The organism is Bradyrhizobium centrolobii, from assembly GCF_001641635.1.
GTDB lineage: Bacteria > Pseudomonadota > Alphaproteobacteria > Rhizobiales > Xanthobacteraceae > Bradyrhizobium > Bradyrhizobium centrolobii.
The window spans coordinates 161,457-181,882 of the sequence record NZ_LUUB01000054.1 but is presented as its reverse complement, the minus strand read 5'-3'; the positions used below and the strand labels follow the sequence as shown (position 1 = coordinate 181,882).

General features: G+C 64.6%; 18 protein-coding genes. 11 read left to right on the top strand and 7 right to left on the bottom strand.

Annotated features, from left to right (window positions below):
• On the bottom strand, positions 1 to 167 hold a 167-nt coding region (locus AYJ54_RS52380), incomplete at its 3' end, for a DUF188 domain-containing protein (RefSeq protein ID WP_488226333.1).
• A gap of 106 nt (positions 168 to 273) precedes the next feature.
• Between AYJ54_RS52380 and AYJ54_RS16635 the strand changes: the two genes are divergently transcribed.
• Positions 274 to 1,074 (top strand): hypothetical protein, encoded by an 801-nt coding sequence (locus AYJ54_RS16635; RefSeq protein ID WP_063700158.1) that lies wholly within the window; start codon positions 274 to 276, stop codon positions 1,072 to 1,074.
• 241 nt (positions 1,075 to 1,315) lie between these two features.
• On the opposite strand, the gene AYJ54_RS16630 is transcribed toward AYJ54_RS16635, so the two are convergent.
• A complete protein-coding gene (locus AYJ54_RS16630) occupies positions 1,316 to 3,685 on the bottom strand; it encodes a xanthine dehydrogenase family protein molybdopterin-binding subunit (protein ID WP_063700156.1) in 2,370 nt (789 codons plus the stop codon).
• Between the two features lie 212 nt (positions 3,686 to 3,897).
• Here AYJ54_RS16630 and AYJ54_RS16625 point away from each other — a divergent pair, with 212 nt between their 5' ends.
• The 3 genes from AYJ54_RS16625 (at position 3,898) to AYJ54_RS16615 (ending at position 7,655) form a co-directional block, all read left to right on the top strand.
• Positions 3,898 to 4,977 (top strand): Ppx/GppA phosphatase family protein, encoded by a 1,080-nt coding sequence (locus AYJ54_RS16625; protein WP_063700154.1) that lies wholly within the window; start codon positions 3,898 to 3,900, stop codon positions 4,975 to 4,977.
• Between the two features lies 1 nt (position 4,978).
• On the top strand, positions 4,979 to 5,665 hold the full coding sequence (locus AYJ54_RS16620) for an RlmE family RNA methyltransferase (protein ID WP_063700153.1): 687 nt from the start codon (positions 4,979 to 4,981) through the stop codon (positions 5,663 to 5,665).
• Between the two features lie 97 nt (positions 5,666 to 5,762).
• On the top strand, positions 5,763 to 7,655 hold the full coding sequence (locus tag AYJ54_RS16615) for a hypothetical protein (RefSeq protein WP_136623736.1): 1,893 nt from the start codon (positions 5,763 to 5,765) through the stop codon (positions 7,653 to 7,655).
• Positions 7,656 to 7,671: 16 nt separating this feature from the next.
• On the opposite strand, the gene AYJ54_RS16610 is transcribed toward AYJ54_RS16615, so the two are convergent.
• A complete protein-coding gene (locus AYJ54_RS16610; protein WP_063700148.1) occupies positions 7,672 to 9,165 on the bottom strand; it encodes an MFS transporter in 1,494 nt (497 codons plus the stop codon).
• 154 nt (positions 9,166 to 9,319) lie between these two features.
• On the opposite strand from AYJ54_RS16610, the gene AYJ54_RS16605 reads away from it, so the two are divergent.
• From AYJ54_RS16605 to AYJ54_RS16595, 3 genes are all read left to right on the top strand, one after another.
• Complete coding sequence (locus AYJ54_RS16605) at positions 9,320 to 9,568, top strand: hypothetical protein (RefSeq protein WP_063700146.1); 249 nt, start codon at positions 9,320 to 9,322, stop codon at positions 9,566 to 9,568.
• A gap of 186 nt (positions 9,569 to 9,754) precedes the next feature.
• Positions 9,755 to 11,251, top strand: a complete 1,497-nt coding sequence (gene guaB / locus AYJ54_RS16600; protein ID WP_063700144.1) for an IMP dehydrogenase — start codon at positions 9,755 to 9,757, stop codon at positions 11,249 to 11,251.
• Between the two features lie 239 nt (positions 11,252 to 11,490).
• Positions 11,491 to 12,513 carry an NADP-dependent oxidoreductase gene (locus AYJ54_RS16595; RefSeq protein WP_063700142.1) on the top strand — a complete coding sequence of 341 codons (1,023 nt, stop codon included), beginning with the start codon at positions 11,491 to 11,493 and terminating at the stop codon, positions 12,511 to 12,513.
• 231 nt (positions 12,514 to 12,744) lie between these two features.
• Here AYJ54_RS16595 and AYJ54_RS16590 read toward each other — a convergent pair whose 3' ends face one another.
• Complete coding sequence (locus tag AYJ54_RS16590) at positions 12,745 to 13,800, bottom strand: hypothetical protein (protein WP_063700541.1); 1,056 nt, start codon at positions 13,798 to 13,800, stop codon at positions 12,745 to 12,747.
• Between the two features lie 204 nt (positions 13,801 to 14,004).
• On the opposite strand from AYJ54_RS16590, the gene bamA reads away from it, so the two are divergent.
• The gene (gene bamA / locus AYJ54_RS16585; protein WP_245329035.1) at positions 14,005 to 16,356 is read left to right on the top strand and encodes an outer membrane protein assembly factor BamA; all 2,352 of its coding nucleotides are present in this window, start codon (positions 14,005 to 14,007) and stop codon (positions 16,354 to 16,356) included.
• Between the two features lie 46 nt (positions 16,357 to 16,402).
• Here bamA and AYJ54_RS16580 read toward each other — a convergent pair whose 3' ends face one another.
• On the bottom strand, positions 16,403 to 16,672 hold the full coding sequence (locus tag AYJ54_RS16580) for a substrate-binding domain-containing protein (RefSeq protein WP_082905680.1): 270 nt from the start codon (positions 16,670 to 16,672) through the stop codon (positions 16,403 to 16,405).
• Positions 16,629 to 17,468 (bottom strand): metallophosphoesterase family protein, encoded by an 840-nt coding sequence (locus tag AYJ54_RS16575; protein WP_063700139.1) that lies wholly within the window; start codon positions 17,466 to 17,468, stop codon positions 16,629 to 16,631. The genes AYJ54_RS16580 and AYJ54_RS16575 overlap by 44 nt, the downstream gene beginning before the upstream one ends.
• A 164-nt stretch (positions 17,469 to 17,632) precedes the next feature.
• Here AYJ54_RS16575 and AYJ54_RS16570 point away from each other — a divergent pair, with 164 nt between their 5' ends.
• From AYJ54_RS16570 to AYJ54_RS16560, 3 genes are all read left to right on the top strand, one after another.
• Positions 17,633 to 17,863 carry a hypothetical protein gene (locus AYJ54_RS16570; protein ID WP_063700137.1) on the top strand — a complete coding sequence of 77 codons (231 nt, stop codon included), beginning with the start codon at positions 17,633 to 17,635 and terminating at the stop codon, positions 17,861 to 17,863.
• 52 nt (positions 17,864 to 17,915) lie between these two features.
• The gene (locus AYJ54_RS16565) at positions 17,916 to 18,338 is read left to right on the top strand and encodes an MAPEG family protein (protein ID WP_063700135.1); all 423 of its coding nucleotides are present in this window, start codon (positions 17,916 to 17,918) and stop codon (positions 18,336 to 18,338) included.
• A gap of 126 nt (positions 18,339 to 18,464) precedes the next feature.
• Positions 18,465 to 19,766 (top strand): RsmB/NOP family class I SAM-dependent RNA methyltransferase, encoded by a 1,302-nt coding sequence (locus AYJ54_RS16560; protein WP_063700134.1) that lies wholly within the window; start codon positions 18,465 to 18,467, stop codon positions 19,764 to 19,766.
• A 290-nt stretch (positions 19,767 to 20,056) separates the two neighbouring features.
• Here the strand turns inward: AYJ54_RS16560 and AYJ54_RS16555 are convergent, their stop codons facing one another.
• A complete protein-coding gene (locus tag AYJ54_RS16555; protein WP_063700132.1) occupies positions 20,057 to 20,266 on the bottom strand; it encodes a cold-shock protein in 210 nt (69 codons plus the stop codon).
• Between the last annotated feature and the right edge of the window lie 160 nt (positions 20,267 to 20,426).

The following is a 20,426-nucleotide window of genomic DNA, read 5'->3' as shown; positions in this document are numbered from 1 at the left end:
CCCGCCGCGACGCGCTCGATCAGCGGGTCCTGCGGCACGCGGATGAAATTGCCGGCGACCACGCTCACCGGCACACCATGCCGAATCGCGACGCGATAGATCTCGTCCTTCACCGGACAGGCGTCGGCGTCGACATAGATGCGGGGGCTGTCGGGAGGATGCGTCATCGGCCGCGTGGTACCCCATTCGGGCCGCAAAGGCGAGGGGATTGACCCCGGTTCCTCAGGCCCTACGATCAGCCCGAAACAACAAGAATTCAGGGAAGGCGAACCCATGCCGAACCGGCTCGAGACCTATCGCGTGCAGGCCTACAACACGGCCAAGCAATCCGAAAACAAGATGCATGACGACACGGTGGCGCGCCGCTTCGGCTTCTCCGGCGGGCTGGTGCCGGGCGTCGACGTCTTCGCGTACATGATGCACGTGCCGGTCGCCCACTGGGGCCGCGATTTCCTGTCGCGTGGGTTGATCGAGGCACGCTTCATCAAGCCGGTCTATGACGGCGAGGCGGCGGATGTCGACGCGACCGAGCATAATGGCCTGCTCACGATCGAGGTGTTCAGCCGCACCGAGCTCTGCGCGACCGGAACGGCCTCGCTGCCGGCCACTGCGCCCGCGGTCGCCTTGAGCGATTATGTCGAGGTCCCGGCCGTGGCCGAACGCAAGCCGGTCGGCCCCGCGACTTTTGAGACAGGCAAATGGCTCGGCACGGCGCCGCGCCGCTGGGCCGGACAGGAGGCCGCGGACTATCTCGCAGACATAAGGGAAGCCGATCCGATCTTCGCGCGCGAGGGGCTTGGCCATCCCGGCCTGATCCAGCGCGTCATGAACCGCGTGCTGGTCGACAACACGATCTTGGGCCCGTGGATCCATGTCGGCAGCCGCATGCAGCTATTGTCGGCTGCACGCGCCGGCGACGAAATCACAGCACGGGCGAAGGTCACCGCAAACTACGAGAAGAAGGGTCATCGCTTCGTCGAGCTCGACGCGCTGGTCGTCGCCAACGGCACGACGCCGCTGGCGCACTGCCAGCACACCGCGATCTACCAGCCCCGCGAGCAGGCGGCGGCTTAAGTGGCCGCTGGGCTGTAGGCTCTTCCACCAAGTTCGCTGTCATGCCCCGCGAAGGCGGGGCATCCAGTACGCCGCGGCTTTTCCGTATTCCTCCGACGTCTCTGGAATACTGGATCGCCCGCCCCAGTGCGCAATTGCGCACAAGGCGGGCGATGACAGTGGTGAGTGTGGAGGCTGCGAGCGCACCTCGACGTGGATGGCCGGGTCAAGCCCGGCCATGACGACGGAGAGAGCGTCGGCCTTACGCCGCCCCCTTCGCCTCCTGGATCGCACGCCAGACGCGCTCCGGCGTCAGCGGCATGTCGATGTGCTTGATGCCGTAGTCGGAGAGAGCGTCGACCACCGCGTTCACGACGGTCGACAGGCTGCCGGCGCAGCCGGCTTCGCCGCAGCCCTTGGTGCCCAGCGGATTGCTCGTCGCCGGCACCGGGTGATCGCCGACCGTCATGAACGGTACGTCCTCGGCGCGCGGCAGCGCGTAGTCCATCAGCGAGCCCGTGATCGGCTGGCCGCTCTCGTCGTAGCGGATCTGCTCCATCAGTGCCTGGCCGATGCCCTGGACGACACCGCCATGGAGCTGGCCTGCGACCAGCATCGGGTTGATCACGGTGCCGAAATCGTTCACCGCGCTGTAGCGCACGATCTGCACCACGCCGGTGTCCGGATCGATCTCGACCTCGGCGACGTGGCAGCCGTTCGGGAAGGCCGACGGCACAACGTCGCTGGTGTGGTCGACGTCGAGCGTATCGGGCACGCCCTCCGGCACCTTGCCGTCATGCAGGCGCTTGGCGAGCTCCATGATGTCGATGCTGCGATCGGTGCCGGCGATGGTGAAGCTGCCGTCGGCGAACTCGATGTCGGCTTCGGAGGCTTCCAGCATGTGCGCCGCGGCGCGCTTGCCCTTTTCGATCACGAGCTTGGAGGCCTGCACGATCGCCATGCCGCTCGCCGTGATCGAGCGCGAGCCGCCGGTGCCGTTGCCGGTGTGGACGATGTCGCTGTCGCCTTGCACCAGCTTGACGCTCTCGAAGGGAACGCCGAGCTGCGCGCACAGCACCTGCGCGAACGGCGTCGCGTGGCCCTGGCCGTAGTCAAGCGTGCCGGTGATGAGCTGCACGGTGCCGTCGGGGTCGAACACGATCTTGCCGAGCTCGACGCTCGGCGGCGCGGTGACCTCGAGATAGGAGCCGACCGCGATGCCGCGCAGCTTGCCGGCCTTCTTGCTCTCCTTCTTGCGCTTGGCGAAATTCTCATGGTCGGAGATTTCGAGCGCCTTGTTGAACACCGACTGGAAGTCGCCGCTGTCATAGGTGACGCCGGAGGAGGCCGGGAACGGCATCTGGTTCGGCTTGATGAAGTTGCGCTTGCGCAAGGTAAGCCGGTTGAGGCCCATCTCGTCGGCGGCGCGGTCGATCAGCCGCTCCATGTAGTAGTTTGCCTCGGGCCGGCCGGCGCCCCGATAGGCGCCCATCAGCGTGGTGTTGGTCAGGACCGTCTTGATGTCGACGGCCATCAACGGCGTGCGATAGACGCTGGAGAAATTCTTGCCGGTGTTGAGTGAGAGCGGCCCCGGTGCAACGCCCGTGATGTAGGCGCCGAGATTGCCGTAGCCGGAGAGCTTGGCCGCGAGGAAATGTCCCTCGGCATCCAGCGCAAGCTCGGCATGAATCTTTTGTGCGCGGCCGTGGCTGTCGGAGAGGAAGCTGGTCGAGCGCTCGTCGAGCCATTTCACCGGGCGTCCCAGCTCTTTGGCCGCGTAGAGGATGCACATGTATTCGGGGTAGTTGATGTTCTTCATGCCGAAGGAGCCGCCGACATTGGCGGTGAGGATGCGCACTTTCTCGTTCGGCACTTTCAGGTTCTTGGCGAGGTTGGCGCGGTTGCCCGCGACGCCCTGCGTCGGCACCTGGATGGTATAGCGCTCGGTCTTCTTGTCGTAGGAGGCGAGCCCCACGCGCGGCTCCATCGACACCACGGCGACGCGGGTGTTCTCGATGTCGAGCTTGGTCACATGGGGGGCGCCGGCGAAGGCGGCATTCACCTTCTCCACGTCGCCATAATGATAGTCGAGCGCGACGTTGTTGGGGATGTGGTCGTAGAGCTGCGGCGCCCCCGGCTTGGCCGCATCCTCAGGATCGGTCACCGCCGGCAGCGGCTCGACGTCGACCTCGACCGCCTCGGCCGCGTCGCGCGCCTGCGCCAGCGTCTCTGCCACGACAAAGGCGACGGGATCGCCAACAAAGCGGACCTTGTCGGTCGCGAGCGGCTGGCGGTTGGTCTGGAGCAGGGGCGAGCCGTCCCGGCTCTTCAGCGGCAGGCCGCAGGTGAAGGGGCCATAGCCGGCGGCGTCAAGGTCCGTTCCCGTCCACACCCCGAGCACGCCCGGCATCGCCCTGGCCGCCGCGGTGCCGATGCCGCGGAGCATGCCATGGGCATGGGTCGAGCGGACGATCACGGCGTAGGCCTGGCCGGGCAGGTTGAAATCATCGGTATAGCGGCCCTGGCCGCGCACCAGCGTGTCGTCCTCCTTGCGGCGGACCGGCTGTCCGACACCGTATTTTTGCAGTGCAATAGCGTTTTCGAGCGTGGACGATTTGGTGTGTTCTTGCATGGAAATGTCCTGAAAAGCCGGCATTTGCGCGGGTTTCGCGGGCGCCTGAAGGACCGACCCCGATCAGATAACCCACGGACCCGTTCACGACAACGTACGAATGGGCATGGTCCCATGTGATGCGTTGTTGCGCAGGCCTCCCGCGCTGCTAAAGTTTCAGGCGAAAAAAGCAATTCCAGATCGGCCCAATGGGCCGCGGAAAGACAGTTTGTATGAATGACCACACGCGGCTCCGCGATGGCCATGCGCCGCTCGGTGGCCTGGAGGGGGCGATGGCGACGGTGGCGCTGGCCACCGGGTCGGCCGTCCCCGCGCATGCGCCGGGAACCGGCGTCTACGCGGCGCTGGACCTCGGCACCAACAATTGCCGGCTGCTGATCGCCTGTCCGACCAGCGACGGCTTTCGCGTGGTCGATTCCTTCTCGCGCATCATCCGGCTCGGCGAGGGCGTCTCGGCGACTGGTTGCATCAGCGAGGCGGCGATCGAGCGCGCGATCGCCGCGCTCAGCATCTGCCGCGACAAGATCAACCTGCGCAAGGCGAGGCGGCTGCGGCTGATCGCGACCGAAGCCTGCCGCGCGGCGTCGAACGCGGAAGGCTTTCGCAGCCGCGTCGCGGCCGAGACCGGTATCGAGCTCGAGGTGATCGACCGCGAGACCGAGGCGGCGCTGGCCGTGCTTGGCTGCTCGCCGCTGGTCGACCCGAGGGGGCGGGGCGCGATCCTGTTCGATATCGGCGGCGGCTCGACCGAGTTGGTGCGGATCGAGCGCGATCCGGCCGACGAAGATCCCCAGCCGCGCATAAAGGCCTGGATGTCGATCCCGCTCGGCGTCGTGACACTCGCCGAGCAGTTTGGCGGCCGTGACGTGACGCCGGAGATCTATGCCGCGATGGAGCAGGAGGTCGCGGGCCATGTGGCGCCGTTCGCGGAAGAGCATGGCCGCGATCTCGCGGACATGCATCTGCTCGGCACCTCCGGCACCGTGACGACGCTCGCGGGCATCCATCTCAACCTGCCGCGCTACGATCGTCGCCGCATCGACAGCATCTGGATGAACGATGCCGACATCACCGCGACCATCAACAAGCTGCTCGGCATGAGCTACGAGGAGCGCGCCGGCAACAATTGCATCAGCGTCGAGCGCGCCGATCTCGTGCTCGCCGGCTGCGCCATCCTCGATGCCATCCGCCGCGCCTTTCCGCTGCCGCGCCTGCGCGTGGCAGACCGGGGCTTACGCGAAGGCATGCTGGTCGAGATGATGCGCGAGGACGGCGCGCTCAGGAGCTGGTGAGATGGCCAAGGACACCACCGGCCGCTTGCACGTCCAGGTCAAGACCGGCGGCAAGCGCAAACTGTCTTCAAAGCTCTGGCTGGAGCGGCAGCTCAACGATCCCTATGTGGCCAAGGCCAAGGCGCAGGGCTATCGCTCGCGTGCCGCGTTCAAATTGCTCGAGATGGACGACAAATTTCGCCTGCTGAAGCCCGGCATGGCGGTGGTCGATCTCGGCGCGGCGCCGGGCGGCTGGAGCCAGATCGCCGCCAAGCGCGTCGGTTCGGTCGACGGCAAGGGGAAGGTGGTTGCGATCGATCTGTTGGAGATGCCGGAGATTCCCGGCGTCGACTTCGCGCAGCTCGACTTCATGGACAATGACGCGCCTTCGAGGCTCACCGCCATGTTAGGAGGCGGCGCCGACGTCGTGATGTCGGACATGGCCGCCAACACCACCGGCCATCGCAAGACCGACCAGCTCCGCATCGTCGGCCTGGTCGAGACCGCCGCGGCGTTCGCCTGCGACGTGCTGAAGCCCGGCGGCACGTTCCTGGCAAAGACGTTCCAGAGCGGCGCCGACGCCGAGCTGCTCGCCCAGCTCAAGCGCGATTTTGCAACGGTGCGTCACGTGAAGCCCGCCGCGAGCCGGCAGGATTCCTCCGAACGTTACGTGCTCGCTACGGGATTTCGGGGCGGTGCGACATCCTGACTTGCTGTTGGTTGTCACACGCCGGATGTTCTACCGTTCACATCGACATAACATTCGCACGTGATAGTCGCTCTCGTAACAATCTCAACGAGTGCGGGTGGCGGCGAACATGTGGTATCTGGTCGATCTCGATTGTTTCTTTGATTCCAAGCGACAGCTTGTTCTCGCATTGCTCGCCTCGACATCGCTGGCTCTGGGTGGAGCGACTTCGGCACGCGCCGACGTATCCATCCTGGTTGACGCCGCGGCGGTCAAGAGCGAGAGCGGCGACGATCTCGCGACAGTGCAGGGCATGTTCCAGGGCGCGAATGCCCCGTCCGAGCCGTGGTCCGATCCGCAGCCCAACGACCTGAAGCAGATCATCACCGATCTCAAGATGAAACGGCTCCGCTTCCTTCAGAGCGATGTGCTGTGCGACCTCGATGCCAGCAACAATCTGGGCAGCTTCAAAGTCGATGTTGATGGAAACGGCAGCTATACGTTCACCCCCCAGCCGTCCTTGACCCCGGGCGGGTGCAACATGCTCGACTGGACGTTCCCGTGGTCGTTCGGCAATGGTCTGTCCCTTCATGTCGCCGTCGCATCGTTCATGCCGCCGAGCTTCATGGCTGACGCCAACAACGCGCCTTACAACTCGGCCGAGAGCTGGCCGTCCCAGGCGCGCTACCAGATCTACGCCAAGAAGCTGGTGCGCTACATCGTGACCCAGGCCTTCGACAAGGGCGCGCAATCGGTGATCTTCGAGGTGAGCAACGAACTCGACGGCGCCGAGCGGACACCAGAGCACTTCAGCGAAACCAATCCCGCCGCCTATTCGCTCAAGCCGCTCGGGCCGTTCGGACGCTGGCTGTGGTGGATCAATCCCGACAGCTATACGCTGCATCAGTGGCCGGCGTACCAGGCCAACACATATCCCTACAACAATTTCGGCCTGTCGTACCCGTATGAATACGACATGCGGCGGCTCGATCACGGCATCTTGCCGATGCACAAGATCTTTGCCGAGGCGATCGACACCGTCAGGACGGAGCTCGCCAGCAACAGCAGCTATTCGGGTAAGACCATCGAAATCGCGGGCCCCGCGTTCACCAGCAGAAGCTTCTATTACTATCCCGGCTGGAATCTTCCGACTCTGGAAGAGGTCTTTCTGGACCAGACGCTGACGCCGAACTTGCCGTTCAGCTCGGCGCTGAACCGCTTTTCATTCCACTTCTACGGTAGCCTCGACTACGCCAAGGATCCGACCACGCCGTTTGCGCTGTTCAGGCAGGTCGTCACGACGGTGCGGAACAAATATCCCGGGCTCAAGCTGTTCCTCTCCGAATGGGGACCGAGCGAAGCCAGTGACGGCGACATCAACCAGTCGCACAAGGGCGCGGCGTGGGCGGCGGCCTTTCTGACCGAGGCGGTTGCGCAGGGGATTTCGATGGGATCCTACCTGATTCTCGAGGACGGGCAGGGCGATCCCAAAGCAGAGCCGTTCCTGACGCAGGCGAGCCTGATGCACAAATATACGGACATCAACAAGGCCGTCCATTACTTGCCCAAGCCGGCCGCGAACGTTTTCAGGATGTTCGCCCTGATGACGGGGACGCGCCGGCCGGTGACGCTGTCGACGTCGGGCACGAGCTCGAATCTGGGGGCATTCGCCGTCAGCGATCCCGTCCAGAAGACCGCAAGCATCGTCGTCTTCAACTACAATCCCACGCTGGTGTTCGGCAACGCCGACAATTCACTGCCCGACACGCCGGAAAACTTCTCCGTGGAGATCGACAATCTGCCGCTACCCGATGGGATGGTGACCGTTCAGCACTATCTGGTGGACTCGACCCATAGCAATCTTGCCGTCTTCCTCAAAAACCCCGATCAATCCGATCCCAGCCTCCAGTCGGCCGAGCCTCCGTTTTCCGTGCCGGTGCAGAACGGCAAGGTTCTGTTGCCCGCGAGCAGCCTCAAGCTGGGTGTCACCTTCTTCCGGATTCAGGGCTAGCGGCGAAGCGCGCGCCTCAGCCCAGCCGCTGATCCCGCATGTCCTGCGTATCCTCGGTCGCCGCCTTGACGGCGGCGCTCGCCGCGCTCTTTGCCGCGCCCTTGCGGCTGGAAATCTCCACCGCCTTGCGGCCGGAGATCTCGTGGCCGGCGTCGTCGGGCATCTGCCAGAAGAAATAGCTCGATGCCGCCGATGTCAGCGCGACGACGACGAAGGCCGGCGCGAACACGGTCGCATTGAGATCGCTGACATGGCTGAGCCACATCGTCGTCTCCACCGAGGCCGCGCCGACGGCGACGCCAGCCGAGACCGCGAGCTGCTGGTTGACGCTTACGAGCGTGGTGGCGCGGCTCATCTGCGCCGTCTCCACCTCGGCATAGGCGACCGTATTGATCGCGGTGAACTCCAGCGAGCGGAAGAAACCGCCGACCACCAGGATGACCATGATGATCAGCAGTGGCGTCGTCACCGTGAACAGTGCGCACACGCCGAGGAAGAACGCGCTGATGATCGCATTCACCGTCATCAGGTTGCGGAAACCGAAGGCGCGGATGATGCGCGCCGCCAGCGTCTTCATGCCCATGGCGCCAAGCGAGGAGGAGAACGTCACGAGGCCGGACTGGAACGGCGACAGCCCGAAACCGATCTGCATCAGCAGCGGCAGCAGGAACGGTAACGCGCCGATCCCGAGCCGGAACATGAACCCGCCGAGGATCGCGGCGCGCAGGGTCGGCAGCTTCAGCAGCGAAAAGTCGAGGACCGGCGATCCCGTCCGCCGGGCATGAAGCACATAAAGCGTCATCGAGATCGATCCACCCACCACCAGGGCGGCGATCGTGCTCCAGGGCAACAGGTTGAGGCCGGCGACCGACAGCCCGAAGGCGATGCCGGCGAGCCCGATGCCAGCAAGCACCATGCCGTAGAGATCGAACTTCTCCTGGGTCTCGCTCCTGATGGGGTCGATGAAACGCAACGCCATGAAGATGCCGAGCAACCCGATCGGGATGTTGATCAGGAAGATCCAGTGCCAGGATGCATACGTCGTGATGAAGCCGCCGAGTGGCGGTCCGATCACGGGACCTATGAGGGCCGGGATCGTCACCCAGGCCATGGCATTGACCAGCGCGCTCTTGTCGACTGACCGCAGCAGCACCAGCCGCCCGACCGGCGTCATCATCGCCCCGCCCATGCCCTGGAGGATGCGCGCGAACACGAAGTCGGTGACCGAGGTCGACAGCGCGCAGCCGACCGAGCCCACCATGAACACGCCGACCGCGATCGCAAACACCATGCGCGCGCCGAACCGGTCGGCGGTCCAGCCGCTCGCCGGGATGAACACCGCGAGCGACAGCAGGTAGGAGGTGATGGCGAGCTTCAGCGTCAGGGGGCTGGTGCCGATGTCGGCGGCGATCGCGGGCAGCGAGGTGGCGATGACCGTGGAGTCCATGTTCTCCATGAACAGAGCGGTGGCCACGATCAGCGGAATCACGCGTTGCTTGTCGACCGACATGACAGATTGGTAATGGAAATCAGAAGGAAGGGCGAGAATTGCGGCTTATCACCGCCACCCACCCGAGACCATTGCGGAACCACGCATAGCACCTAGATCCTGCGTAACAACGGTGTGACCCCTCTCGGTTGCGCCGGACGCCGGGGATCCCGTGATGATCTACATCCTTGCCGCGCTCCTGCCGCCGATCGGGCTGCTCCTGAACGGCCAGCCGTTTTCGGCGATCTTCAACCTCATCCTCTGCGTCGTCTGCGCGATTTTCGGCCTGGTCTTCCACATTCTGCTGCTGGTGCCGTCGGCCCATGCCGTGATCGCGGTGCACATGAAGCGGGAGGACCGGCGGCACCGGGAGGTCGTGGATGCCATCCGCCAGCACGGGCCGCCGCCAGGCTATCCACGCTGATTTGCTTAAAAAGCCTGTGCATGGCTGGCCAGCGGTCCGAATTGCTTTGATTCGTCATCCGGCCGTGCTATCGACCGGCGTCAACCCCACCGATGGGCTCCGATTCGACGGCGCTGCCGCAAGGTACGCCGAGGGCGGCGCTCATCCATAAGCATTTGCGGCATGGCCGCAGGAAGGAGTTGGCAGATGGCCACGGTGCAAGGTCTTCAAGGCATCCGCGAAGCCTTTACGTTCGACGACGTGCTGTTGAAACCGGGCCTCTCGGACGTGCTTCCCTCCGAGGTGGACATCCGCTCGCGCGTCACTCGCGCCATTCCGCTCAACATACCGATCATGGCCTCGGCCATGGACACGGTCACCGAGGCGCGCATGGCCATCGCCATGGCGCAGGCCGGCGGCCTCGGCGTCATCCACCGCAACTTCGATCCCGAAGGGCAGGCCGCCCAGGTGCGGCAGGTCAAGCGATACGAGTCGGGCATGGTGGTGAATCCGCTGACCATCAGCCCCGATGCCACACTCGACGATGCGCTCAAGCTGATGAGCGATCATGGCATCTCCGGCATTCCCGTCGTCACCGGCGCGGGCAAGACCACGCCGGGCAAGCTGGTCGGTATCCTCACCAACCGCGACGTGCGGTTTGCGACCGACCGCCGGCAAAAAGTCTCCGAGCTGATGACGCGCGAGAATCTCGTCACGGTGCGCGAGAACGTCAGCCAGGACGAGGCCAGGCGGATGCTGCACAAACACCGCATCGAGAAGCTGGTCGTGGTCGACGACCAGTATCGCTGCGTCGGCCTGATCACCGTGAAGGACATGGAGAAGGCGGTTGCCCATCCGCTGGCCTGCAAGGACGCGCACGGCCGCCTGCGGGTCGCCGCTGCCACCACCGTCGGCGACACCGGCTTTGAGCGCACCGAGCGGCTGATCGATGCGGGCGTCGACCTCGTCGTGGTCGATACCGCGCACGGTCATTCGCGCCACGTTCTTCACGCTGTCAACCGCATCAAGCGCCTGTCCAACTCGGTGCAGGTCGTCGCCGGCAATGTCGCCACCGAGGACGGCGCGCAGGCGCTGATCGACGCGGGCGCGGACTGCATCAAGGTCGGCATCGGCCCGGGCTCGATCTGCACCACGCGCATCGTCGCCGGCGTCGGCGTGCCGCAGCTCACCGCGATCATGGATGCGGTGGAGGCCGCGAAGAAAGCCGACATCCCCGTCATCGCCGACGGTGGCATCAAGTTCTCCGGCGATCTGGCGAAAGCACTCGCCGCCGGTGCCGACATCGCGATGGTCGGTTCGCTGCTCGCCGGCACGGACGAGACGCCGGGCGAGGTGTTCCTGTGGCAGGGCCGCTCCTACAAGGCCTACCGCGGCATGGGCTCGGTCGGCGCGATGGCGCGCGGTTCCGCCGATCGCTACTTCCAGCAGGACATCAAGGACACGTTGAAGCTCGTGCCTGAAGGCATCGAGGGCCAGGTGCCCTACAAGGGCCCGGTTGGCAACGTCATGCACCAGCTCGCCGGCGGCTTGCGCGCCGCGATGGGCTATGTCGGCGCGCGCGACCTCAACGAGCTGCATGAGAAGGCGCAGTTCGTCCGCATCACCGGCGCGGGACTGCGCGAGAGCCACGTCCACGACGTGACCATCACGCGCGAGTCACCGAACTATCCGGGCGGGGGTTAGTCGCCGCTCTCTTCCTCGTCATGGCCGGGCTTGACCCGGCCATCCGCGTCTTGCGCCTTGCTCCTTGGCATCGTGGATGCCCGGGTCAAGCCCGGGCATGACGACGGAGAATGAGGCGTCGGCTTTCTCAAATTCGTCAGCGACAACATGGGCGACCAAGCGCTCCAGTCCTTTTGTATTGACGCGCTCCAGTCCCTCCGCTTCCGTTCGGGTCGAAAGACAATCCGGAGGAAACCACCATGTCCCAAGGCAAACGCATCGTTCTCGCCGCGCGTCCCGTCGGCGAGCCCAAGCCGTCTGATTTCCGCATCGAGGAATTCGCGATCCCGACGCCAGGGCAGGGTGAAGTCCTGCTGCGCACGATCTGGCTGTCGCTCGATCCCTATATGCGCGGTCGCATGAGCGAGGGTCCGTCCTACGCCGCGCCCGTGCCGGTCGGCGGCGTGATGGAAGGCGAGACGGTCAGCGAGGTCGCGGCTTCCAACAATCCGAACTTCGCCAAGGGCGAGATCGTGCGGACGCGCGCCGGCTGGCTCACGCACGCAATCTCCAACGGCAAGGGTCTGATCAAGGTCGATACAAAACTCGCACCGATCTCGACCTCGATCGGCGTGCTCGGCATGCCCGGCATGACGGCGTATACGGGCCTGCTCGACATCGGCAAGCCGCAGCCAGGCGAGATCGTGGTCGTCGCCGGCGCCTCCGGCGCGGTCGGTTCGGCCGTGGGCCAGATCGCGAAGATCAAGGGGGCGCGTGCTGTCGGCATCGCCGGCGGCAAGGACAAGTGCGACTACGTGGTCAAAGAGCTCGGCTTCGATGCCTGCATCGATCACCGCGAAACCGATTTCGCGGCCAAGCTGAAGTTCGCCTGCCCGAAGGGCATCGACGTCTATTTCGAGAATGTCGGCGGCGCGGTGTTCGAGGCGGTCTTTCCGCTGCTCAATCCCTTCGCGCGCGTGCCGGTCTGCGGTCTGATCGCCCATTACAACGACACCGAGGCCAAGCCGCCGAAATGGGCCGCCAGCATGATGCGTGCGACCCTGACCAAGCGGCTGACCTTCCGCGGCTTCATCGTCAGCGACTTCGCCGCACGCCACGGCGACTTCCTGCGCGACATGTCGGCCTGGGTCCGCGAGGGCAAGGTGAAATACAAGGAGTTCGTCACCGAGGGCCTGGAAAGCGCGCCCAGCGCCTTCATGGGCCTCCTGAAGGGCGCCAATTTCGGCAAGCAACTGGTCCGGGTCGGCCCCGACAAGGCGTAGCCGGCGTCTCCGGCTCCTCCGGAGCCGGAGTCCGACCCCTTCGGGTCGGAGAATGGCTAAGGAAGAGTCGCCTATCGGCGACACCCGGCCTGTAAAGGCCGCAGGCGTGACCGTCGGTTCATTGACCTCTGAGCGAACAGCGCGGCCCTGCAATCCTTGCTTGCCGCGATCCAGCATGACCTGACCTGAGGGACGTCGCCTAGCCGTTTGACCGGGCCAGCCGACACGGCGCTATTGCTGCTTCTCCCAGAACGACAGCAACCCCTGCGACGTGGCGCCGCCGATCACGCAGGGAACACCGACGGCGACTTGTCCAAGCGCAGCAGCGGACACACAGCCCAGGGCGAGCGCGCCGACCCCAACTTGGCCCCAGAAATCGAGGTTGCGGCGGGCGTCCGATCCCTTCGTCTTCAGCTCCTCGACTGCGGCGAGGGCATCGCGTCGCAAGGCGCTGAGTTGAACGGTATCGGCGGCCTGAATGACCTCGGTCAGCGGACCCTTCACCGGTTCAGGCCGCAGCGCCAGCTCGCCACGCAGGAATTCCCGCAAGGCATTGTCACGCACGGCATAGCTTGCAAGCGTGTAACGCGCCATGCTGCCCACCGTGAGCTTGTCGAGGGTGTCGCGACTCTTCGACCACGGCAGCATCTGAGTGATCCTCATGATCGGCACGTGAGAGCCCGTCGCGAAATAATAGCCCCAGAGCGTGTCCAAGAGATCCTGGCTCGTCGCAAAGGTCAATTTGGTGTCGAGCTTCTTCTCTTCCTTCTTGAACGGATTGCGGGTGAAGCTGTTGCGCAGCTTGTCGAACATGCCCGGCTTCGGCTCCTCCAGCGGAATTTCCGCGAGCGTCGGTAACGTGCCGTTGAGGTAGCTGTCGATCATGACCCGCCGTTCCGGCATTTTCGGCGCGACCCGCCGGAGCAGGTCGCGCCAGTCGGGCAATCCCGAATAGGCAATGGCGCGCACGATGACCCACTCGTCTTCGGGAGGCACGGGGAAGAAGCTGTTTACCAGCTGTTCGGCTTTCAGCGGATTCGACGCTATCGCACCGGCGATGAAGCCGAGATAGATCCCTGCGTTTTCGGGTTCCTTAAATGTCTGCGAATGGAAGAGGACGCGAACGGCGGCCGGCACGTGCGCATAGTCCGGCTTGGTGCGGTAGTTGTAGATCCATTGTTGCACCACGCCGAGTGAGGCGCGCGGATCGATCTGGGGAGCGACCGCGTCGGCGCGCGTCGGACCAATCAGAGCCAGCACTGTGAGGATGAGGGTTGCGTAACGCATGTGATGCTCCATCGCCCTCGTGACGACATGCATCACGAGAGGCTCCCGCCCCCTTGGCTACGCAGCGTTTGAAGCAGCCATACGACGAATCTTGGGAGGGCAGGCCGAGGGCGCGTCAAAATTGTGACGGCGTTCATGTTTGGTCTGCAACTGACCTTGCCTCTGACATTCTTTTGCCCGGTGCGGGAAATTCGATATTGCCCCGTGAGCTATGAGGCAGGTGTGAGGGGAGTACCCGAAGCGCGGGCGTGGCGGCGGCATGCAGCGGCGCTGCTCGCCGTTGTGCTCGCGCTATCGGCTTCGCAGGCGCTCGCAACCGATCCTGCAGCAACGATCACCGTCGAAGGCAGCCGGCGCGTCGAGGCCGCGACGGTGCGGTCCTATTTCCATCCCGCGGCCGATGGCCGTTACGACGCGGCCTCGCTTGACGCCGCGTTGAAAGGACTGATCGGCACGGGCCTGTTCGATCAGGTCAAGATTGATCGCGCCGGGGACGGGATTGTCGTGCGCTTGACCGAAGCGAGGCTCCTTGGCCGCGTCGCATTCGAGGGCAACAAAAAGGTCACGGATCAGGATCTCGCCGCCGCCGTCCAATCGAAGCCCGGCAGTCCATTCCAACGGGCCATGGTGCAGGCCGACGTCGGGCGCATGATGGAGTTCTATCGGCACGTCGGTCGCGACGGAGTCAAAGTAGTTCCGGAGACGATCGAGCGCGGCAACGAAACGGTCGATCTCGTCTTCACCGTCACGGAGGGCACGAAAACGACGGTACGGCAGATCAATTTCGTCGGCAATCACGCGTTCAGCCGACGTCAGCTGGCCGCCGTCATCAGCACGTCCGCGACGAATGTATTGAGCTTTCTCACTCATGCAGACATCTACGACCCCGATCGGGTTGCGCAGGACCGCGATCTGCTTCGGCGCTACTACCGCAACCACGGCTATGCCGACGCTGGCGTGACCGACGCGCGCGCCGAATATGATCCAACCAGCCAGGGTTTTGCGATCACCTTCGTCATCGACGAGGGCGAGCCCTATCGCTTCGGCAATGTCGATCTCGAGTCGCACGTTGCGGGGGTCGAGTCTGAGCGGCTGCGTGCCTGGATACAGGCACGCTCGGGCGCACCCTTTGACGGCAGCTTGCTCGACAAGAGCTGCGAAGCGCTTGCGCGGGAGATGGAGAAGCTCGGCTCGCCCTTCGCTCACGCAACGCCGCGTACAAATCGAAACGCGGAGGCGCGGCGGGTCAATGTAACCTTTGTGATCGATGAGGGACCGCGCAATTACATCGAGCGGATCGACATCCACGGCAATACGAGGACGCGCGAATACGTAATCCGCCGCGAATTCGATCTCGCGGAAGGCGATGCGTACAACCAAACGCTGGTCGATCGCGCCGAACGAAGATTGAAGAGCCTGAACTATTTCAAGAACGTCAAGATCACGAGCCGGCCGGGCTCGGCGAGCGATCGCGTCGTGCTCGACGTCGAAACCGTCGACCAGCCGACCGGCGATTTCTTCGTATCCGGCGGATACTCAACGACCGACGGATGGCTCGGCGAGGTCAAGCTGGGCGATCGCAATTTTCTTGGCACTGGCGCAGCGGTGCAGACGAAAGTCAGCTACGGCCAGTATTCGCGCGGTGCCGATCTTTCGGTGTCCGAACCGGATATCCTCGAGAGCCGCGGCACGGCAGGCGCCGAGCTGTTCGGCAGGCAGACCTTTGCAAGCAGCTATCAGTCCTACGGGACCGACAGCTATGGTGCCAATTTCACGCTCACGACGCCGATGACGGAAGAGACCAGCGTGCAGTGGCGCTATTCGATTACCAACCAGAGCGTCACGCTTGCACCGACTTCGTCGGGTGCGGCGGTGTCGCTGCCGATCCAGCAGGCCGCCGCGGCCGGGCCTGCCTGGGTCTCAGCGGTCGGCAGCACCACGACCTACCGCACCCTCGACAACACGAAGAGCCCGACGAGCGGCGTCAACTCGCAACTCAGCCAGGACCTCGCCGGCCTCGGTGGCGATGTCCGTTTCCTTCGGACGACCGAGGATGTGCGCTATTATCAATCTCTCGGCGGCGACCTCGTCGGCATGGTTCGCGCGCAAGGCGGCTACATCACCAGTTGGGGCGGTCAACAGGCGCCGCTGATCAACAGCTTCTTCGGCGGCCCCAGCATGGTGCGCGGTTTCGCACCCAACGGCATCGGCCCGCGCGACCTGACCAGCGGCAGCGCGATGGATAATGTCGGCGGCAGTCTCTTCTGGGCGACCACGGCGGAACTGCAGAGCGGGCTTCCCGGCGTACCCGATGAATACGGTTTGAAGGGTTCGGCCTTCGTCGATGCCGGAAGCGTGTTTCGCTACGCGGGACCCACGACTTTCGGCGGCCAAACGGTCAATGTGGCGAGCGGAAGCATCCTGCGTTCGTCCGTCGGCGTCGGGCTGACCTGGGCCTCGCCCTTCGGTGCGCTCGCCGTCAACTACGCCGTGCCTGTCACAAAAGCGGCTTATGATGTGACGCAGCCGTTCAATTTCACCGCCTCGCCATTCTGACGGCGGGTGCGAAGGGTGATTGCGGTTTGATCGAGGGCCGGCCCCCTCAGACGCTGCCGCGCTCGACGAAGGAACGCTCGACCGCGCGTCGCGGCTCGGTGTTTGGCGTGCCGGTCAGGCGCGCCAGCAAGAGCTGGCCGGCGATGTGGCCGAGCGCGGCGGAATCGAAGGTGATGGTGGCGCGGCCAGGCGTGATCTGAGTCGCTGAGTCGTTGTCGCCGAAGCCGAGCACGGCGAGATCACCGGGGATAAGTCCCCGAGGATTGGGCGAGCTAGTGCCCGTCCCATTGGGCGAGGACTTCTTCGATGTCGACATCGACCTGACCCGCCGCGCGGACGTGGCGGACCTCAAAGCTATCGGGCCGGAAGCGGTATTCGACGAGGCCGGTTTCCTTGATCGCGATCCGATCCTGGCGCGCATCGTTGATCTTGAAGCCGGCTGACGGGGCCCAGATGTGCCGCGTATGACGGAACGTGAAGTCGCGCCGCTGGTGCACGTGACCGCTGGCGATGAGGCGTAGATCGACGGTCGAGAACATCTCGATCAATCGCGCGCGTGCCGGCTGCGGCACGTAGCGGATCGAGGTTTCGACCGACTCGGGATCGTCGGGGAGGTTGAGAAACACCGGCTTGTGCAGGAACAGCGCGACCGGCTTGCCGTTCACGCGCCCAATTTCCGAGGCCAGCCAGTCGAATTGCTCGGCCTCGAAGGCCAGCCCGGAATTCATCACAAGCGAGTTGAGGCCGATGAAGCACCAGCCCGCGGCCTCGAACGACCAATGGTCCTCGCCAATCACGGTGCAGAATTGCTGGCGGTGCGCTTCCTCGACCGGTGGCTTGGGCGCTGGCCCGATCGCGGTCGGATTGTCGCCGATATCATGATTGCCCGGGAGGTAGCGGCAGGCGACGGGCAGGGCGTCGTGCAGGCTCTTCGCGAACTCGACATCGTCGCGGCTGGTCGGCCCGTCGAAGGAGACGTCGCCGGTGTTGACGATGAGATCGGGCCTATCAGCGTCGATATGCTCGCTGACGCGGTGGAAATTCGCGACCAGACCGGGGAAGCGCCGGCCGAGATGCGTGTCGGAAATCTGCGTCAGGCGGAATTCGGGCATGCTGCAAGCATAGCCTCACCACGAGACCGAACGATGACGCTGGAGCACGTGGTAGCGGATCGTGTAGCGTCCTGGCCCGACGCTGCCCGCCCGCGGAGGGCCGGCCGTTTGACGCCGACACCGCCGGCCGCGCCGAGGGCAATTCCGGTGGCAGCTCAAATGGATTGGCCGCGATGCTGCATCGGATCCTGAAGTCCTGTTCCGCCGCCGCCATTGCCGGCGCCGCGCGGCGCTCGCGGGTCGCGGCATTGAACTTGCCGCAGATTTGCGTGCTGAGACAGTCGTCGGCATTGCCGGGACCGTGCGGTCTGCCGCATCCGGCGGAAGCGGTCGGGCAGGGCGGCAAGATCGGCCTGAGCAAGTCCGGCGTTGTCGAATTCGATCGCACCGTGTAGCGGTGGTTGCCTTGGGCTGCCGTCCGGCCGCCTCATTTTCGGGAAAGTTCCGATGTCCATTCAAATGGTCTTGCTGCCGGTCTTCGCGCAGGTCGCCCTTACCTTCGCGCTCGTGATCTGGATGGTGCTGGCGCGCCGCGAGACGCTGGTCTCGGGCGAGACCAAGATCCGCGATATTGCGCTGGGCGAGCCGAACTGGCCGAAGGGCGCCACACAAATCGGCAATTGCTACCGCAACCAGTTCGAATTGCCGGTGCTTTTCTACGCCCTGATCGCGCTGGCGCTTCCCTTACGCCATGCCGATCTCTTCATCGTGCTGATGTCCTGGGTATTCGTGGTAACGCGCTTTGCCCATGCCGGCGTCTTCGTCACCTCGAATGATCTCGGCCGGCGCTCGACGGTCTGGCTCGCCGGAGTGCTCGTGCTGCTCGCGATGTGGATCTACTTCGCGCTGAAGATCTTGTTGCTGATCTGAGCGCTTATGCACGCGCATGATCCGGAAAAGTGGCCACCGGTTTTCCGACAAGATCATGCGTAATCACAAAACGTTAGAACGCGCTCATAGGATCGCGCTCTAGAATCCTTATCTGAAAGATTCAAAATGACCCCCGCTGCCCGGCTGTCCGCGGCCATCGAACTGATCGACACCATCGAGAAAGACCGCGTGCCTGCGGCGAAGGCGCTGAAGGAGTGGGGCACCGCGCACCGCTTTGCCGGCTCCGGCGACCGCGCCGCGATCGCCGGCCTCGTCTGGGACGTGCTGCGCCGCTATGCCTCGAGCGCGTTCCTGATGGACGCCGACACCGCACGGGCGCGGCTGATCGGCATGCTCCGCCTCGAGCGCAATATGGACACGCCGACCATGGCCGCAATGTTCGACGGCAGCCGGTTTGCCCCGTCGCCGCTGACCGAGGCCGAGCAGGCGGCGCTCGCCTCGCGCTCCCTCAAGGACGCACCCGCCGCTGTCGCCGGCGACTATCCGGAATGGCTCGATCCGCACTTCGCAAAAGTGTTCGGTGATGACCGCGCCGCCGAGGCGACCGCAATGGCGAGCCGGGCGCCGCTGGACTTGCGCGTCAACACGCTGAAATCCAATCGCGACAAGGCGCTGCGCACGCTTGCTCATCTTCATGCGAAACCGACGCCGTGGTCGCCAACCGGCCTGCGCATCGAGCTTTCGGCCGACGCGCGCAACCCCGGCATCCAGGCCGAAGAGGATTTCATCAAGGGCGCCATTGAGGTGCAGGATGAGGGATCGCAGCTTGCGGCCGCCTTCACCGCGGCAAAACCCGGCGAGCAGGTGATCGACCTTTGCGCCGGCGCCGGCGGCAAGACGCTGGCGCTCGCCGCCCTGATGCAGGGCAAGGGCCGGCTGATCGCGACTGACCGCGACAAGCGCCAGCTCGCCCCGATCCACGAGCGGCTGTCGCGCGCCGGCGTCCACAACGCGGACGTCCGCACGCCCAAGGGCGAGGCCGATCCGCTGTCCGATATCCGCAGCTCGGCCGATCTCGTCGTGATCGACGCCCCCTGCTCGGGAACCGGCACCTGGCGCCGCAACCCCGACGCCAAATGGCGCATGCGCCCCGGCGCGCTGGAGATCCGCCTGCGCGACCAGGCCGAGGTGCTGGAGCGCGCCGTGCCGCTGGTGAAGCCGGGCGGCCGCATCGCCTACATCACCTGCTCGGTGCTGACTGAGGAGAATGGCGAGCAGGTGAGGGCGTTCGTCGGTCGCCATCCGGAGTTTTCGGTCGTGCCGCCCGAGCAGACCGCAAGCGTGCTCTGGGACAAGGCCGAGGATTTTGCCAAGGCAGCGCTGCAGTCCGACGAAGGCTGGCTGATGACGCCGCGGCGGACGGGAACGGACGGGTTCTACGTCTCGGTGATGAAGAAGGCTGGCTGACCACACTTCGTCATTCCACATTGCGCAAGTGAGCAATGGGGGCTCGCGAAGCGAGAACCCGGAATCCATTGAGCCGCAGAGATCGCCGCGCGATGGATTCCGGGTCCGCCCTCCGGCCGCCCCGGATTGACGAACACACCTCGTACGGTGGCTAACCCACCTACGGGACCGCGGGTAGGGCGGCGCTGTTCTGCCCAAGCAAAAGCCCCGCGGACCGAATTTCGGTCGCGGGGCTCGACAGGTTGCGCTCTGCCAGTACGTCCGTGGTCAGAGCGCGGTTGCGCGGCGAATCAGCCGACGCGGAGATTGTCAGCGGAGGACTTGCCGCTCCGGCGGTCTGCGACGATGTCGAACGAGATCTTCTGGCCCTCGTTGAGGGTGCTCAGGCCAGCGCGTTCCACCGCGCTGATATGAACGAAGACGTCCTTGTTGCCATCATCCGGCTGAATGAAGCCAAAACCCTTTTGATTGTTGAACCACTTCACGGTACCCATAGCCATGGGAATTTCCTTTGTTGATAAGATACGCACGTGGACCGGTACGCATTGGCGCCCATAATCCTGATGAGTCGATGTTTGGGGGAAATCATCTGAAGCGTGCGCGCCTGTCAGAAACGAGGCGAAGCGGCCCAGTCGTTCGGCCAAGTATCGATGTTCACAA

Bases quoted from the DNA above. Each gene is read 5' to 3' on its own strand.
- AYJ54_RS16635 (WP_063700158.1), top strand. From the start codon at position 274: ATGCCGAACCGGCTCGAGACCTATCGCGTGCAGGCCTACAACACGGCC.
- AYJ54_RS16630 (WP_063700156.1), bottom strand. From the start codon at position 3,685: ATGCAAGAACACACCAAATCGTCCACGCTCGAAAACGCTATTGCACTG.
- AYJ54_RS16625 (WP_063700154.1), top strand. From the start codon at position 3,898: ATGAATGACCACACGCGGCTCCGCGATGGCCATGCGCCGCTCGGTGGC.
- AYJ54_RS16620 (WP_063700153.1), top strand. From the start codon at position 4,979: ATGGCCAAGGACACCACCGGCCGCTTGCACGTCCAGGTCAAGACCGGC.
- AYJ54_RS16610 (WP_063700148.1), bottom strand. From the start codon at position 9,165: ATGTCGGTCGACAAGCAACGCGTGATTCCGCTGATCGTGGCCACCGCT.
- AYJ54_RS16605 (WP_063700146.1), top strand. From the start codon at position 9,320: ATGATCTACATCCTTGCCGCGCTCCTGCCGCCGATCGGGCTGCTCCTG.
- guaB (WP_063700144.1), top strand. From the start codon at position 9,755: ATGGCCACGGTGCAAGGTCTTCAAGGCATCCGCGAAGCCTTTACGTTC.
- AYJ54_RS16595 (WP_063700142.1), top strand. From the start codon at position 11,491: ATGTCCCAAGGCAAACGCATCGTTCTCGCCGCGCGTCCCGTCGGCGAG.
- AYJ54_RS16590 (WP_063700541.1), bottom strand. From the start codon at position 13,800: ATGCGTTACGCAACCCTCATCCTCACAGTGCTGGCTCTGATTGGTCCG.
- AYJ54_RS16580 (WP_082905680.1), bottom strand. From the start codon at position 16,672: ATGTCGACATCGAAGAAGTCCTCGCCCAATGGGACGGGCACTAGCTCG.
- AYJ54_RS16575 (WP_063700139.1), bottom strand. From the start codon at position 17,468: ATGCCCGAATTCCGCCTGACGCAGATTTCCGACACGCATCTCGGCCGG.
- AYJ54_RS16565 (WP_063700135.1), top strand. From the start codon at position 17,916: ATGTCCATTCAAATGGTCTTGCTGCCGGTCTTCGCGCAGGTCGCCCTT.
- AYJ54_RS16560 (WP_063700134.1), top strand. From the start codon at position 18,465: ATGACCCCCGCTGCCCGGCTGTCCGCGGCCATCGAACTGATCGACACC.
- AYJ54_RS16555 (WP_063700132.1), bottom strand. From the start codon at position 20,266: ATGGCTATGGGTACCGTGAAGTGGTTCAACAATCAAAAGGGTTTTGGC.